We start from the raw sequence: 15,107 nt of genomic DNA on the forward strand, positions 1-15,107 counted from the left end.
TGTTGTTGTGTTGTCGATGGGTCGTTTCGCGGTCACTTGAACGGTATCTTCCGACCCTTCCGTCAAAAAGCGGTCGGGAAAGAGATGTATCTTTGACGGAAGGGCCAACTGGCGCTCCGGCAAGCCGGCCTCTCCTGTCATGATTGACGTCTGTCGCTTTACCGCTGTTTCAAACGCTCCTGCAGCAGGTTGAGATATTGCTGGTTTTCAGCGTTGTTGGCGGCCTGCGAGCAGGAAACCTTGTAGCTCGTGTCCAGACCCTTGCGCACGCACATGCCGATTTCCCATCCTTTCGGGACTTCGGTCAGGTTGACGTCCTTCCATTTCTGGTGGCCGCTACGGCGCAACTCGTCGATATTGTCGACGATCAGGCTGGTGAAATCCGCCACGGTCTTGCAGGCCTTGTCGTAATAGGCGTTCTTGCCGGTTCCATATTCGTAGGTCATCAGCAGCGTCTTGACGCTGACCGTCTGAACCGCGCTTTTCTGGAAACCGTAGGTGCCGGCCGCAAGCGTTGCGCCCTTGTAGCTTGCGCGCAGAACCTCATCAGTGATCGGTACGAGATGGAAGCTGTCATCAATCCTGCCATCGTTCAGGAGCGACAGCGGCGCGCCACCGACGCGAACCATCGCATCGATCTCGCCCTGACGCAGCAGTTCGACCATGTCGTTGCCCGATCCGCGCACACGTTCGGACACCTGAATGCGCAGGATGTCGAAGATCAACTGCGAGGTCAGATAGGCGGAACCGTCCGGTTCGCCAACGCCAACGCGCTTGCCACGCAGATCCTGTAGGCTGTTGATGCCCTCTCTCGCCACGACATGAACTTCGGCATCATAAAGCGGGAACATGATGCGCATGCCCTGAATGGCCTGCCGCACGTCATTGTTCTGGCCCTGATAGCTGTTCAGATAGGTGAGGATGTCGCCATCAACGATACCGAACTGGGTATTGTGACGGTTGCGCACGCCAAAAAAGTTCTCGAGAGAACCTTTCGAGCCCACGACATTCACAGGCATCCCGCACTTGTTTCCGAGTTCGGCAATATCGCGAGCAATCGCGAGCTGTGTGCCGCCGCCGCCGGACGCCATGATATTGCGCTCAGGGTCTGCTGAAAAAGCCACACGAGGCGCGGCAATGCCGGCAACGAGGGCCAGAGCAATCAGGCTACAAGTTCCTATCTTCATGAAATTCTCCTCCACATCCCATATGAATCGCCGATAACGGCCCCGTGTTTGAAAACTGCCTCGGCGGCGGTTGGCCACCTCTGGTGCTGCAATTGTCTCTGATCGCGAAGCCGCCCTCTCCGCCTCAAAAAAACAAGACCGTGCCATCGAGTGCATGCAAAAAGCTCAATGGTCATCAGCCTCGCTCATCCAGAAAGGCCGGCGATCCCCGAAAGGTTCGCCGGCCCTGTCATTTCAATGGTGAAAATGCTCCTATTTACGCAGGCGATCGCGCAGAAGATCGAGATACTGCTGGTTATCGGCGCTTTCGGTCTGGGTGCAGCTGACCTCATAGGTCGGCTCAAGCCCCTTGCGAACACACTGCCCAACTTCCCAGCCTTTCGGGATCTCCGTCAGGTTAAGGGTCTTCCATTTCGGATGATGGCCGACACGACGCAGTTCATCGAGGTTACCGACGATCAGGTTGGTGAAATCGGCAACCGCCTTGCAGGAATTCCGGTAATAGGCGTTCTTCTCCGAGCCGTATTCATAGGTCATCAGCAGGGTTTTGCTGGCAATCGTCTTGACCGGCTCGCGCTGGAACGAGTAGGTGCCGGCCGGCAGCGTTACCGGCTTGTAGCTGGCATGCAGCACTTCATCCGTGATCGGCACCAGGTGGAACGAATTGTCGACACGACCATCGGTGAACATCGGCATCGGTGCATTGCCGACCTTGAGCAATGCGTCAATCTCGCCCTGACGCAGCAGTTCGATCATTTCATCGGCCGATCCCGTCACACGTTCGGTGACCTGAATGCGCAGAATGTCGAGGATGAGCTGCGATGTCAGATAGGCGGTGCCGTCCTTCTGGCCGACACCCAGGCGCTTGCCGCGTAGGTCCTGCAGGCTGTTTATGCCGGCGCGGGCAACGATATGCACTTCCGCGTCATACAACGGCAACATGATGCGCATGCCCTGAATGGCCTGCTTCACGTCCTCATTGGAACCACGGTATGCGGACAGGTAGTTCAGGATGTCGCTGTCAACGATGCCGAATTGGGTATTGTGGCGGTTTCGAACGCCGAAGAAGTTCTCCAGCGATCCGTGAGAATCGACGACTTGGAGCGGAAGACCGCACTTGTTGCCCAGTTCGGCGATATCGCGGGCAATCATGGTCTGACTGCCCCCTTCCATCGACGCCATGATGTTTCGATCGGCTTCCTGTGCCCGGACGACACCAGGCAGGACACTGCCAACCAATGCCAATGCAAACAAATTAAGTGCTAAACGCTTCAAACATGCCCCCTAATTGATTTGGTGGATCAGCAATCGCTATCGAGATCACGAACCAGATTTCGTAGCGGTACAACCGGCACTGGATTGCCGAATACTTTTTCAAGGCTGACGGTCACGCAGGCGCCGGCAACGAGTTCGTCCTTGAGGCCGGTCCGCTGCGACGTCGAAAGCCCGTCGAGACCGGTGGCCTTTTCGAGCGCCGATTCAACATCCGAAACGCGGCGCGACTCAGTGGCGGAACGCATGTTCGAGGCGCTCGACGTCGCGTCGGCTTCCATTTCGTCCCGCCGGTCAGACAAAGCAGCGCTTCGGCTTGCCGTATCCTCGATAATCCGCTGCAGCGCGATGGAGTCATCGTTGCCACTACCGGCCGGCTGAGCGCGATCCGTCACCGATGGAGTGGATGCCTGCGTTGCGAAGGCAGGAGCCGATGCAGTTGGCGACGACGCTGCGTAGGAAAGCGCATCCTGCGTCTGCTGCGCCGGATTGGAAACGGCGACCGCCGTTGCGGGACGGTTTTGCGTAGCGGTCTCGGCCTGCTGCAATCTTTCAAGCGCGGTCGCTGTCTGAGAGGCGGTCTGTTCCGCCTGCGCGCGCCGGCGGGTTTCATCGCTCACCTGATCGCGCAGCGCCTCGACCTGCATCTGCAGTTCCGCAGCCTTGGCAGCAGCCAGCCGTGCTTCCTCTTCCCATCGGCCATTCTGCGATGCAGTCCGGCTTTCGGTGGCTGTCTTGGCAGTTTCGCTTGTGGTCGGAGCCGGGATCGCCAATGACGCCGGTTCCAGGCGTGGCTGATTGAAAAAGCTCATGACCGCTGCGCCAGCAATGAACGCAACAGGCACGGCCATGCCCCAGGTGACCGCGCTAAACCCCAGAAAGCGGCTCGATCCGCTCTCCATTTCTTCTACTTCATCCCAACGAGTACGCAATTGCAGAACCCTTTTTCTAATTGGGCCGTGTTGTACCGATATGTTACTTATTGAGCAACTTCGAAAGCCCACATTCACTCGTAAAATACTTATATAGCGTAAATAAGGTTAGCGTCGCCCTGTTGTTTCAGGGAAACTTAATGTAAGATCAGTAAAGATTTGGAAATTCTTCGCGCAACGGTGTGATAAACTAAGGCAAGGCAGCTTAAGGTTGCGATTAAGACTATAATCACGATGTGTGCTGTCACGCTACTATGTTTTCCCGGTACGTCAAACGGATTTTCTCGCGTTCCACTGCGGTCATCGGGCACCAGAGGGCCGACATCGCTAACAGATCATTAAATTTTTCGAAGTGTAGGGCGCTGGATTGGATCAGGGTAAATATACCCTGATCTTTACTTCATCCGAACCTGTGGATCGGCCTCTTGTTACGCCGGGTTGCCACTATCTTCAGCGACAAAAAAAGAGGCGCCCGCGAGGACGCCCCTTGATCTTGGCAGGTCCGGCATCATGCGATGCCCGAAAATTACTGACCCTGCTTGGCCGCGTTCTGCGCGTCCTCGAGCTTCTTGCGGGTTTCTTCAGCCTTCTTCTGCATGCCTTCCTGCAGCGAACGCTGGCTTTCGGCAACCTGCGATTCCGAGATCGCCGGGCCGTCATAAACACCGGTGAAGCCTGCGAGTGTGATCTTGATCGGGTTCGGTGCGCGGCGGAAGTTGACCGAGGTGAACACGACTTCGGTACCCTTCTTGAGGGCAGCGAGGTTTGCGTCCGTCAGCGGCGCTTCGGCGATGCACTTGTCCGGCAGGCAGACGGTGTAATCCATCTTCTGCCCCTTGCCGCCATCGATCTGCATGGTGATGCCCGGGGGCAGCAGACGTGCGGTCGGAACAGAAACCTGCATGATCTTGCGGGTTTCCTTGCCCTGAAGCGTCATCAGGCCGACGGCGGTGATGAGCTGGCCGTTCTGGGCCAGCTGGACGTTCTGGACGACGCAGAGGTCGTTTTCGCCCTGCTTGGCGCAGGTCTTGTACCACTGACCCGGAGCCGGGCCGGCCGGTGCTGCCTGCTGAGCGGAAGCGGCGAAAGGAACTGCAGCCGTGCCGACCGTCAGAGCCAGAGCCGAAAGGGCTCGCGTAATCTTGTGTGCGTTAAGCGTCATAACGAAATCCGTCTCCTGAAATCCGTCCGAGAGCGACGATGCCGCTCGATATCGGGTTGCCTTCCTGCGTTCACCTGTCGGTCAAATGAGGCATTTGAATGGCTCCCCCGGTTGAGCAATCTGTTACATCGCGGTTTCGGCGATATCCAGTGCCCACGAGAATTTTCTTCGTATCAACCTTTATTTCCGCGGGGTTTGATTTGGTTTTCGCCGCATCCTTGGTCTATTTTGCGCAGAATCATACAGCATAATCTTCGAATGAAAGCCGCCCCCATGCGCAGACCGTCAGCCTTACTTCTTGTCTTCTTGGCAGCCGGTGCAGCAAGCGCGGAGCCGCTTCACGGTATTGCCATGCATGGCCAGCCAGCGCTGAGTGGCGATTATACACATTTCCCCTACGTCAATCCAAACGTGAAAAAGGGCGGACGCATCACTTATGGTGTCGTCGGCACGTTCGACAGCCTCAATGCATTCAACCTGAAAAGCATACGCACCACTGCCCGCGGCATCTGGGATCCGGAATTCGGCAACCTCATCTACGAATCACTGATGACGCGATCCGCCGATGAACCGTTCACGCTTTATGGTTTCCTTGCCGAAAGCGTCGAATGGGATGACGACCGCACCTTCGTACAATTCAACCTCAACCCGAAAGCCAAATGGTCTGACGGCCAGCCGGTCACCCAGGACGACGTGATCTTTTCCTTCGAAGTGCTGCGCGACAAAGGCCGTATTCCCTTCTCGCAGCGCCTGAACTCGGTGGAGAAGATGGAGAAGGTTGGCGAATACGGTGTTCGCTTCACCTTCAATGACAAGGCGACGCGGGAAACACCGCTCATTCTCGCCACCTCCACGCCGATCCTGCCCAAGCATGCAATCGATGTGGAGACGTTCGAACAATCGACGCTGAAACCGCCGATCGGCTCCGGCCCTTACCGCATCAAATCGGTCTCGCCGGGTGAGCGCATCATTTATGAGCGCAATCCCGATTATTGGGGCAAGGGCATCCCGTCCAAGGTCGGTTTCGACAATTACGACCAGATTGCCGTCGAATATTTCCTGCAGGACAATACCCTGTTCGAAGCCTTCAAGAAGGGTGCGATCGACCTCTACCCTGATGGCAGCCCGACGCACTGGACCCGTGCCTACAATTTCCCGGCCGTCAGCAATGGCAGCATCGTCAAGGATGCCTTTCAGCCGCGATTGCCGACCGGCATGCTCGGTTTCGTCTTCAACGTCCGTCGGCCATTGTTTGCCGATGTGCGGGTTCGCGCTGCCCTGTCTTTGGCCTTCGATTTCGAATGGGCCAACAAGAACCTGTTTGATGGCGCCTATACCCGCACCGAAAGCTTCTGGCAGAATTCACCGCTTTCGGCACTCGGAAACCCGGCTGATGAGCGGGAACTGGCCTTGCTTGGCAAGGCGAAAGACCGCATCGAACCCGAAATCCTGAACGGCACCTATCGCCTCCCGAAAACGGATGGCACAGGCGGTGACCGAAAGGTGCTGAAAAAGGCCGTCGATCTGTTGGCCGAGGCCGGTTACACCATCCGCAATCGCCGCATGGTCGACAAAAAAGGCCGCCAGCTCGCCTTCGAAGTGATGACCCAGACGCAGGATCAGGAAAAGCTGGCAATCGCCTATCAGCGCAGTCTGCGGCTGATCGGTGTCTCGATGACCATCCGCACGGTCGATGATTCGCAATATCAGAGCCGTTCGGGTACCTTCGATTACGATATGATCGTCAAATCCTATCCGTCGTCGCTGTCGCCGGGCATCGAGCAGGTCGGTCGTTGGGGATCCGCTGCTTCCAAGGCGCAAGGCAGCTTCAATTTCGCCGGCACTGCCGACGCCGATCTGGACCGTATCATGGATGCCATGCGACTTGCCCGCGACGGGCAAGATTTTCAGGCCTCCGTAAGGGCCTTCGACCGACTGCTTCTCTCGGGCCATTACGTCGTGCCACTCTATCATGTGCCGCAAAAATGGGTGGCGCGCTGGAAACGCATCGACCGACCGCAGACCTTGCCGCTTTATGGCCACCAGTTCTCGACCTGGTGGGATGCCCGCGTACAATAATGAAATCCTGCCGCACCTCCCAAGCGGCTGTTCTGACATAAGGAGTTCCTGATGGAACGGCTCACTATCGACCTCGTCTCGGATGTCGTCTGCCCCTGGTGTTATCTCGGCAAGGCCCGCCTTGAGCTTGCCATTGCCGAAGTGCAGGACGAGGTCGGCATCGACGTCAACTGGCGTCCCTACCAGCTCAATCCGGATATCCCGGCCGAAGGCGTCGACCATCACAAATATCTGGCGGAAAAGCTCGGTGGCGAAGACGCGGTCAAACAGGCCCATGAACGGCTGACGGCATTCGGCAAGGAAGTCGGCATTAATTTCGATTTCGCCGCCATCAAGATCGGCCCGAACACGCTCGATGCGCATCGCCTGATGCACTGGGCGATGATGGAAGGCCGCGAAATTCAGGACAAGGTGGCGACTGCACTCTTCAAGGCCAATTTCGAAGACGGCCGAAATGTCGGCGATCACGCCGTCCTTCTCGATATTGCCGAACAGTCCGGCCTCGATGCCAAGGTCATCGAAAACCTGCTGAAGTCCGATGCCGACAAGGATACGGTTCAGGCCGAAATTGCCGCCGCCAAGGACATGGGCGTCAACGGTGTGCCCTTCTTCATTATCGACCAGCAATATGCGGTGAGCGGCGCCCAGACCCCGGATGTGCTTGCCAACGCATTCCGCGAAATCGCCGCGGCCAAGGCCGAAGCGCGCAAGGGCATGAACTAACACCATGGCCACCGTCTCCGCAGACCATGCTCTCAAGGGCGTCCTGATCGCCTTCGCCTCCTTTGCCGCCTTTGCCTTCAGCGATGCCAGCGTCAAACTGCTGGAAGGCACGCTCAGCCCCTATCAGGCGTCGTTCCTGGGGGCGATTTTCGGTGCCATGGCCCTGCCCTTCATCATGAAGCCTGGCGACCGCTGGACCGATATTTTTGCCACCACCAACCGGCCGCTCTGGATCCTGCGTTTCGCCGCCCAGGCCGGCGGCACGATCGGCAGCGTCACCGCCTTCACCCATCTGTCGATGGCGGAAGCCTTTGCGCTGATCTTTCTGCTGCCGTCCTTCGTCACCATCATGTCGGTGCTCTTTCTCAAGGAAAAGGTCGGTTTCCGTCGCTGGGGTGCCGTCATCATTGGTTTCGTCGGCGTCATGATCGTTCTGCGCCCGGGCTTTCGCGAGCTTTCGATCGGCCATCTCGGCGCCGTGTTCGGCGGCCTGAGTGGTGCGATCTCGATCGTCATCTTTCGCGCCATGGGCCCGTCCGAAAAGAACATCTCGCTTTATGGCGCCGGCGTTCTCGGCACGCTCGTCGTCTGCGGTGCGTTGGCCATTCCCGGCTTCCAGGTGCCGACCATGATGCAATGGGTCTGGCTTGCCGGTTACGGCGGTTTTGCCGCGATCGCTGCCATCCTTTTGATGTATGCGGCAGCTTATGCGCCCGCTACCCTGATCGGCCCGACGCAATACAGCCAGATGCTCTGGGCGGTGCTCTTCGGTTATCTCGTTTTCGGGGATACGATCGACCTGCCTATGATGATCGGCATTCTACTGATCGTGGGATCGGGCCTGATGACGCTGATGCGCGAACGCGTGCGCGGCACACCACTGCCGCCATCGATCGGCACGGATGCACAGGCGGCGGCCATGGTCTCGCCGGAAGAGCCAAGCGAACAGAGATAAGTAAACGCAGCCGAAACGAAAAATCCCCGGGTCGCAAAACCCGGGGATTTTTTATGTCTTCGCCAGTTCCGCCATCTGGCCCATGACCTGCGCCGCTGCCACCAGCCGCTTTTCCGGCGTAGGCAGATCGCGGGTCAGGAACACGCTGTGGTCCGGCCTGATCTTGGCCATCGTACCCTGCTTGGCGATGAAGCCGACGAGGTTGGCCGGGTTCGGGAACTGCTTGTCACGGAACTGCAGAACGATACCCTTCGGCCCGGCATCCACCTTTTCGACATTGGCCTTGCGGCACAGCGACTTGATGTAGACCACCTTCAACAGGTTCTGCACTTCCTTCGGCATCGGACCAAAGCGGTCCACCATTTCGGCGCCGAAACCATCGATTTCCGCAAGCTCGGTTAGTTCGCCAAGGCGGCGGTAGAGGCCCATGCGCAGATGCAGGTCCGGCACATAATTGTCCGGGATCATCACGGTGATGCCGACGGAAATCTGCGGCGACCAGCCGGTATCGGTGATCTCGTCGTCACCCTTCACCTCGGCGACCGCCTCCTCCAGCATCTGCTGGTAAAGCTCGAAACCGACTTCCTTGATATGACCCGACTGTTCCTCGCCGAGCAGGTTTCCGGCGCCGCGGATATCCAGATCGTGGCTTGCCAGCTGGAAACCGGCGCCGAGCGTATCGAGCGACTGCAAGACCTTGAGGCGACGTTCGGCCATCGTGGTCAGCTGCTTGTTGACCGGCAGCGTGAACAGCGCAAAGGCCCTCACTTTCGAGCGACCAACACGGCCGCGCAACTGGTAAAGCTGGGCAAGACCGAACATGTCGGCGCGGTGCACGATCAGCGTGTTGGCGGTCGGCACGTCGAGGCCGGATTCGACGATGGTGGTGGAGAGAAGCACATCATATTTGCCGTCATAGAACGCATTCATGATGTCTTCGAGATCGCCCGCCGCCATCTGGCCATGCGCGACCGCTACCTTGAGTTCCGGCACGTCGGAGCGCAGAAACGCCTCGATTTCCGGCAGATCGGCCAGTCGCGGGCAGACATAAAAGCTCTGGCCCCCGCGATAATGCTCACGCATCAAAGTTTCGCGGATGACCAGCGGATCGAACGGCGAAATGAAGGTGCGCACGGCCATGCGGTCCACCGGCGGCGTGGTGATCAGCGACAGTTCGCGTACGCCGGTCATGGCCAGTTGAAGCGTGCGCGGGATCGGCGTTGCCGACAGCGTCAGCACATGCACGTCGCTTTTCAGCTCCTTCAGACGCTCCTTGTGCTTTACGCCGAAATGCTGCTCCTCATCGATTATGAGCAATGCCAGATTGGCGAACTGGATGCCGGCGCCGAGCAGCGCATGCGTGCCGACGACGATATCGACCTTGCCTTCGGCGACATCCTTCTTGGTCTGCGCCAGTTCCTTGGCCGTGACGAGGCGCGACGCCTGAGCGAGCTTGATCGGCAATCCGCGAAAACGGTCGGAAAAGGTCTTGAAATGCTGGCGGGCCAGCAGCGTTGTCGGCACGACGACCGCCACCTGCGCACCATTCATGGCCGCGAAGAATGCTGCACGCAGCGCCACTTCCGTCTTGCCGAAACCGACGTCGCCGCAGACGAGGCGATCCATCGGCCGCCCGGCGGCGAGATCCTCGCGCACGGATTCAATCGCGGTTTCCTGATCCTCGGTCTCGTCATAAGGGAAACGCGCGGCAAACTCGTCGTACAGCCCTTCCGGCGTCGCCAGAACCGGCGCACGGCGGGTGATGCGGGTCGCGGCAATGCGGATCAGGGCATCTGCCATATCGAGCAGGCGTTTTTTCAGCTTGGCCTTGCGGGCCTGCCATGCACCACCGCCCAGCTTGTCGAGATTGGCTTCCGCCGCATCCGAGCCGTAGCGCGACAGGATGTCGATATTTTCGACCGGCAGGAAAAGCTTTGCCGCGTCGGCATAATGCAGTTCCAGGCACGCACGCGGCGCACCGGCCGCCTCGATGGTGACGAGGCCGACGAACTTGCCGATACCGTGTTCGGCATGCACGACCAGCGAACCTTCGTCGAGGCCCGCCACTTCGGTGAGGAAATCCGCCCCACGCTTGCGGCGCTTGCCTCGGCGCACCATACGGTCGCCCAAAATGTCCTGCTCACCGATGACGATCAGATCACCCGTCTCGAAACCGGCCTCAAGGCTCATCACGGCAGCCGCCGCCTCACCCTTTTCCAGTTTCTTCAGATCATCGAGCTTTTCGATCAGGCGGATACGCTTCAGGCCGCGCTCGTCCAGCACCTGCAACAGACGGTCCAGCGAACCGGCCGACCAGCCGGTGACGAGCACCTTGTCGCCCTCGGCGCGTTTGTCGGCGATGTGCTTGACGACCAGATCAAAGACATTGACGCGACTGCTCTCGCTGTCGTCGCCGCGTTCCTGCTTCTCCGATTGCGTCTCCGCCTGGCTTTTGGCCCAGCGCGGTCCGGCATGGGCATCGAGTGCGATGACCTTGCGGCCTTCCGCATCCATTTCATTGAACGGCGTCAAGCGAATGGCACCGGCCTCATCGAGACCGGCCGCAAAATTTTTGCCGTCGAGATAGAGCTGGCCCGGCGACACGGGCTTGTACGGCGTCGATTGAACGGCGGAGCCTTTACCCTTGCCCTGAACACCACTGTCACGGCGGGCTTCAAAATAATCGATCACCAGCTTGGAGCGTTCGACAGCCGCCTCGCGCGCCGTATGATCGGTGACGATGCGAAAACCCTGCAAATAATCGAAGGCGGTTTCCAGCCGTTCGTAAAACAGCGGCAGCCAATGCTCCATGCCGGCATAACGGCGACCTTCGGAGACGGCCTGATAGAGCGCATCGTCACGATTGGCGGCGCCGAACAGCGACAGATAATTCTTGCGGAAACGGCTGATCGTATCGGGCGTCAGCGTCACTTCGCTCATCGGATTGAGGTCGAGCGAACGCGCCTGCCCCGTCGTGCGCTGGCTGGCCGGGTCAAATGAGCGGATCGTCTCCAGCGTATCGCCAAAGAAGTCGAGGCGCACCGGTTCTTCCGTACCCGGAACGAATACATCGAGAATGCCGCCGCGCACCGCAAACTCACCGACTTCACGCACGGTCGATACGCGATCAAAACCGTTGCGCTCCAGCCGCGCGGCAATGTCGTCCATGCGGATCTGGTTGCCGGGTTTGGCGGAAAAGGCGAGGCTTTCGATCACATCCGCCGGCGCGATCTTCTGCATCATCGCATTGACGGTAACGAGCACGATGGCCGGATGCGGCTTTTTCGCATGCGCGATCAGACCGGACAACGCCGCCAGACGCCGCGCAGAGGTGTCCGCGCTCGGCGACACGCGGTCATAAGGCAGACAGTCCCAGGCCGGCAGCGTCAGCACCGGTATCTCCGGTGCGATAAAACCCAGCATCTGTTCGAGGTCGGCCATGCGCTGGCCATCCGAGATCACATAGGCGACAGACTGCCCTGCACGCGCCATTTCGGCCAGAACCAGCGGCTCGATGCCGGCCGGCACATTGCCGATGATCAGGGGTGTGGAGCTTGCGGAAATCTTTTTGGGATCAAAACCGGAAATCATCGAAACCCGTCACCCTTCGCATTGAGGCTTTCCCGCGTCACCAGATCGAAATCCGGACGGTAGGATGCAAGACGGTCGAACAGCGGTGTGCGATATCGTTCCGGAACCGCAACGGCCCCAGTAATCCAGCTGTTCAGGTCGGCATCTTCTTCCGCCATAATGATTTCGAATTCATCGAGTTCGGCATCGGAAAGCGTGGAAATCTGCTCCTCGGCGAACTGTCCGAAGACGAGATCCATCTCGCGAATGCCGCGGTGCCAGCAGCGATAGAGGATACGCCGGCGGCGCGGGTCGAGATCAGCGCTGGTGCGCGTCAGTCCAGTCATATGGGAAACCTTCGTGTTGCCGGCGTGGTATAGGATGAAATTCCGCTCGTGTCAGCCTTGCCAAGACCGCATTTTCCATCGCATTTAACGCCTTATGCGTCCCGCCATACTCGATCCGCTGTTTTCACCTGTTTCCACGCTGACCGGCGTCGGACCAAAACTTGCCGACATGATCGCCAAGGTCACCGGTCGCGAGGATGCCGACGACTGCCGTGTCGTCGACCTGCTGTTCCATGCGCCGTTTTCGCTGATCGACCGCCGCAACCGCCCGGGCATCGCGCTGGCGCCGCAAGGCTCGATCGTCACCATCGAGGGCCGGGTCGACCGGCATGTGCCGCCACCGGCGCGCACCAACCAGCCTTACCGGGTCTATCTGCACGATGACACCGGTGAACTTGCCCTGACCTTTTTCCGCGCCAAGGGCAACTGGCTGGAAAAGACACTGCCGATCGATGAGCAAGTGATGGTCAGCGGCAAGGTGGACTGGTTCAATGGCCGCGCCTCGATGATCCATCCGGATTTCATCGTGAAGGCCTCGGAGGCGGAAAACCTGCCGCTGGTCGAGTCTGTCTATCCGCTTACCGCCGGTCTCTCACCAAAAACGCTGCGCAAGGCGATCGAAGGTGGCGTAGCCCGCCTGCCCGAATTTGCCGAATGGATCGATCTCAGCCTCGCGCAACGTCAGTCTTTTCCATCCGTTTCGGATGCGTTTCGAGATCTACACGACCCGCGTGATGCGACAGACCTCGAGCCGCAGGCACCGGCCCGGCGGCGTCTGGCTTATGACGAATTTCTGGCCGGTCAGGTATCGCTGGCGCTGGTACGTCAGAAAATCCGCAAGGTGCCGGGTGTCCCCATCCGCGTCAAAGGCGATATCGCGGCCAAAATCATCGCAGCCCTGCCCTTTTCGCTCACGGCCAGCCAGAAAAGCGCCGTCGAGGACATATTGAAGGACATGGCCGGTGAAGACCGCATGCTGCGGCTCCTTCAGGGCGATGTCGGAGCCGGCAAGACGCTTGTGGCGCTTCTCTCCATGGCGGCGGCCGTCGAAAGCGGCGGACAGGCGGTGCTGATGGCGCCGACCGAAATTCTGGCACGACAGCATTATGCGACGATCGCGAAGCTGGCGAATGCCGCAGGCATCACCGTCGATATCCTGACCGGCCGCACCAAGGGCAAGGAGCGTGAGGCGATCAGCGAGCGTATCGCATCCGGCGAGGCGCAGATCATCATAGGCACGCATGCGCTGTTCCAGGATACGATCAGCTACCACAATCTGGCCCTGGCCGTGGTCGATGAGCAGCATCGTTTCGGCGTTCACCAGCGCCTGCGGCTGACGTCGAAGGGCATCTCGCCGCATATGCTGGTGATGACCGCAACGCCGATCCCGCGCACGCTGGTTCTGGCTGCCTTCGGTGACATGGACGTATCGAAACTCACGGAAAAACCGGCCGGCCGCAAACCGATCCAGACCGTGACGGTGCCGACCGAACGCATCGGCGATATTGTCGGGCGGCTGAGAAGTGCTGTTGTGGACGGCAAGAAAGCATATTGGATCTGCCCGCTCGTCGAAGAGTCCGACGTGGTGGAACTGATGTCGGCGGAAGAGCGCCATGCCGTGCTCGCCCGCGAACTCGGCGCCAAAAATGTCGGCCTCGTGCATGGTCGCATGTCGGGCGCCGAGAAGGATGCCGTGATGGCGGCATTCAAGAGTGGCGAAATCCGTCTTCTGGTCGCCACCACCGTGGTCGAGGTCGGCGTCGACGTCCCGGATGCGACGATCATGGTCATCGAACATGCCGAACGCTTTGGCCTTGCCCAGTTGCACCAGCTGCGCGGCCGCGTCGGCCGTGGCGCCGATGCCTCCACCTGCATCCTTCTCTACAAGGGTCCGCTCAGTGAGACCGGTCACGCAAGGCTATCGATCCTGCGCGACAGCGAGGACGGTTTTCTGATTGCCGAGGAAGATCTGAAACTGCGCGGCGAAGGTGAGCTTTTGGGCACACGTCAGTCCGGCACGCCGGGTTTCAAGCTCGCCAGCCTAGAAGCCCATGCTGATCTTCTGGAAATCGCCCGCAAGGACGCGAGCTATCTTCTGGAAAAAGATCCGGACCTCACCAGCGAACGCGGTGAAGCGATCCGCGTGCTGCTGTATCTGCACCGTCGCGACGAGGCGATCAGGTTTTTGCGGGCGGGATAGGGGCGGAAAGAACCGGCATTTCGGGCGTTTTCGGCGCCCAGTCGGGTGCGATCAGGCCGCCTGATATCAGCAGGCGCGCGCCCTCTTCCGGCGTCATATCAAGCATGACGATCTTGCTCTTCGGAACGAACATCAGGAAGCCGGCGGTCGGAACCGGTGTCGGCGGCAGGAATACGCCGACCATTTCCTCTCCATCGCTGTTCAGCCTTGCAGCAATCTCGCCCTGCACATCGCCGGAGATAAACACCAGCGCCCATGTGCCGGGGCTCGGAAACTCGATCAGCCCGCATTTCTTGAACGAGGTCGACTGTTCCTTCAGCACGGTCTCGAAAATCTGCTTGAGGCTTTTGTAGAGCGTGCGCACCAGTGGCATGCGATGCAGAACCGACTCGCCGAAATTGACGATCGAGCGGCCGATCAGGTTCTTGCCGAGAAAACCGATCATGGTGATCAGGATCACCGCGATCAGCAGGCCGGTGCCGGGAATGGTGACGTCGAAATAATATTGCGGATTGTAGCGCTGCGGGATGTAGGGCGTCACCCAGCTGTCTGCCCAGTCGATGAAGGTGAAGGTCAGCCAGATGGTGATGGCAAGAGGCGCACAGATGATCAGGCCGGTAAGAAAATTATTCCGGAGCCGACCGGCCAGCGAGAGTTTTTCGAGGGGATCGGTCATAAAA

Annotated in this window: 11 protein-coding genes; 4 read left to right on the top strand and 7 right to left on the bottom strand. The window is 59.2% G+C overall.

Annotation, left to right across the window (positions count from 1 at the left end):
- Positions 1-158 precede the first annotated feature (158 nt).
- The 4 genes from J2T09_RS06785 to J2T09_RS06800 all read right to left on the bottom strand — a co-directional run bounded on the left by J2T09_RS06785 (position 159) and on the right by J2T09_RS06800 (position 4,553).
- A complete protein-coding gene (locus J2T09_RS06785; RefSeq protein WP_306832559.1) occupies positions 159-1,187 on the bottom strand; it encodes a TAXI family TRAP transporter solute-binding subunit in 1,029 nt (342 codons plus the stop codon).
- 252 nt (positions 1,188-1,439) lie between these two features.
- Complete coding sequence (locus tag J2T09_RS06790; protein ID WP_306832561.1) at positions 1,440-2,462, bottom strand: TAXI family TRAP transporter solute-binding subunit; 1,023 nt, start codon at positions 2,460-2,462, stop codon at positions 1,440-1,442.
- 26 nt (positions 2,463-2,488) lie between these two features.
- On the bottom strand, positions 2,489-3,271 hold the full coding sequence (locus J2T09_RS06795) for a hypothetical protein (protein ID WP_306832563.1): 783 nt from the start codon (positions 3,269-3,271) through the stop codon (positions 2,489-2,491).
- Between the two features lie 646 nt (positions 3,272-3,917).
- On the bottom strand, positions 3,918-4,553 hold the full coding sequence (locus J2T09_RS06800; RefSeq protein ID WP_306832565.1) for an invasion associated locus B family protein: 636 nt from the start codon (positions 4,551-4,553) through the stop codon (positions 3,918-3,920).
- Positions 4,554-4,826: 273 nt separating this feature from the next.
- On the opposite strand from J2T09_RS06800, the gene J2T09_RS06805 reads away from it, so the two are divergent.
- The 3 genes from J2T09_RS06805 to J2T09_RS06815 are packed head-to-tail and all read left to right on the top strand — an operon-like array spanning position 4,827 to position 8,310.
- A complete protein-coding gene (locus tag J2T09_RS06805; protein ID WP_306832567.1) occupies positions 4,827-6,632 on the top strand; it encodes an extracellular solute-binding protein in 1,806 nt (601 codons plus the stop codon).
- A gap of 51 nt (positions 6,633-6,683) precedes the next feature.
- Positions 6,684-7,355 carry a DsbA family oxidoreductase gene (locus tag J2T09_RS06810; protein ID WP_306832569.1) on the top strand — a complete coding sequence of 224 codons (672 nt, stop codon included), beginning with the start codon at positions 6,684-6,686 and terminating at the stop codon, positions 7,353-7,355.
- A 4-nt stretch (positions 7,356-7,359) separates the two neighbouring features.
- Entirely contained in the window at positions 7,360-8,310 is a 951-nt protein-coding gene (locus tag J2T09_RS06815) for a DMT family transporter (RefSeq protein WP_306832571.1), read from the top strand.
- A gap of 51 nt (positions 8,311-8,361) precedes the next feature.
- Here the strand turns inward: J2T09_RS06815 and mfd are convergent, their stop codons facing one another.
- Both mfd and J2T09_RS06825 read right to left on the bottom strand, forming a co-directional pair.
- Entirely contained in the window at positions 8,362-11,901 is a 3,540-nt protein-coding gene (mfd, locus tag J2T09_RS06820; protein WP_306832573.1) for a transcription-repair coupling factor, read from the bottom strand.
- Positions 11,898-12,227, bottom strand: a complete 330-nt coding sequence (locus J2T09_RS06825) for a succinate dehydrogenase assembly factor 2 (RefSeq protein ID WP_306832574.1) — start codon at positions 12,225-12,227, stop codon at positions 11,898-11,900. The genes mfd and J2T09_RS06825 overlap by 4 nt, the downstream gene beginning before the upstream one ends.
- Positions 12,228-12,321: 94 nt before the next feature.
- On the opposite strand from J2T09_RS06825, the gene recG reads away from it, so the two are divergent.
- Positions 12,322-14,427 (top strand): ATP-dependent DNA helicase RecG, encoded by a 2,106-nt coding sequence (gene recG / locus J2T09_RS06830; RefSeq protein ID WP_306832577.1) that lies wholly within the window; start codon positions 12,322-12,324, stop codon positions 14,425-14,427.
- Here the strand turns inward: recG and J2T09_RS06835 are convergent.
- Complete coding sequence (locus J2T09_RS06835; protein ID WP_306832579.1) at positions 14,405-15,103, bottom strand: DUF502 domain-containing protein; 699 nt, start codon at positions 15,101-15,103, stop codon at positions 14,405-14,407. The two genes, recG and J2T09_RS06835, sit on opposite strands and share 23 nt — an antisense overlap.
- Between the last annotated feature and the right edge of the window lie 4 nt (positions 15,104-15,107).

The sequence above is a fragment of the Neorhizobium huautlense genome, from assembly GCF_030811685.1.
Taxonomy (GTDB): domain Bacteria; phylum Pseudomonadota; class Alphaproteobacteria; order Rhizobiales; family Rhizobiaceae; genus Neorhizobium; species Neorhizobium huautlense_A.

Coding starts and splice junctions, on each gene's coding strand:
- J2T09_RS06785 (WP_306832559.1), bottom strand. CDS start 1,187: ATGAAGATAGGAACTTGTAGCCTGATTGCTCTGGCCCTCGTTGCCGGC.
- J2T09_RS06795 (WP_306832563.1), bottom strand. CDS start 3,271: ATGAGCTTTTTCAATCAGCCACGCCTGGAACCGGCGTCATTGGCGATC.
- J2T09_RS06800 (WP_306832565.1), bottom strand. CDS start 4,553: ATGACGCTTAACGCACACAAGATTACGCGAGCCCTTTCGGCTCTGGCT.
- J2T09_RS06805 (WP_306832567.1), top strand. CDS start 4,827: ATGCGCAGACCGTCAGCCTTACTTCTTGTCTTCTTGGCAGCCGGTGCA.
- J2T09_RS06810 (WP_306832569.1), top strand. CDS start 6,684: ATGGAACGGCTCACTATCGACCTCGTCTCGGATGTCGTCTGCCCCTGG.
- J2T09_RS06815 (WP_306832571.1), top strand. CDS start 7,360: ATGGCCACCGTCTCCGCAGACCATGCTCTCAAGGGCGTCCTGATCGCC.
- mfd (WP_306832573.1), bottom strand. CDS start 11,901: ATGATTTCCGGTTTTGATCCCAAAAAGATTTCCGCAAGCTCCACACCC.
- J2T09_RS06825 (WP_306832574.1), bottom strand. CDS start 12,227: ATGACTGGACTGACGCGCACCAGCGCTGATCTCGACCCGCGCCGCCGG.
- recG (WP_306832577.1), top strand. CDS start 12,322: ATGCGTCCCGCCATACTCGATCCGCTGTTTTCACCTGTTTCCACGCTG.
- J2T09_RS06835 (WP_306832579.1), bottom strand. CDS start 15,103: ATGACCGATCCCCTCGAAAAACTCTCGCTGGCCGGTCGGCTCCGGAAT.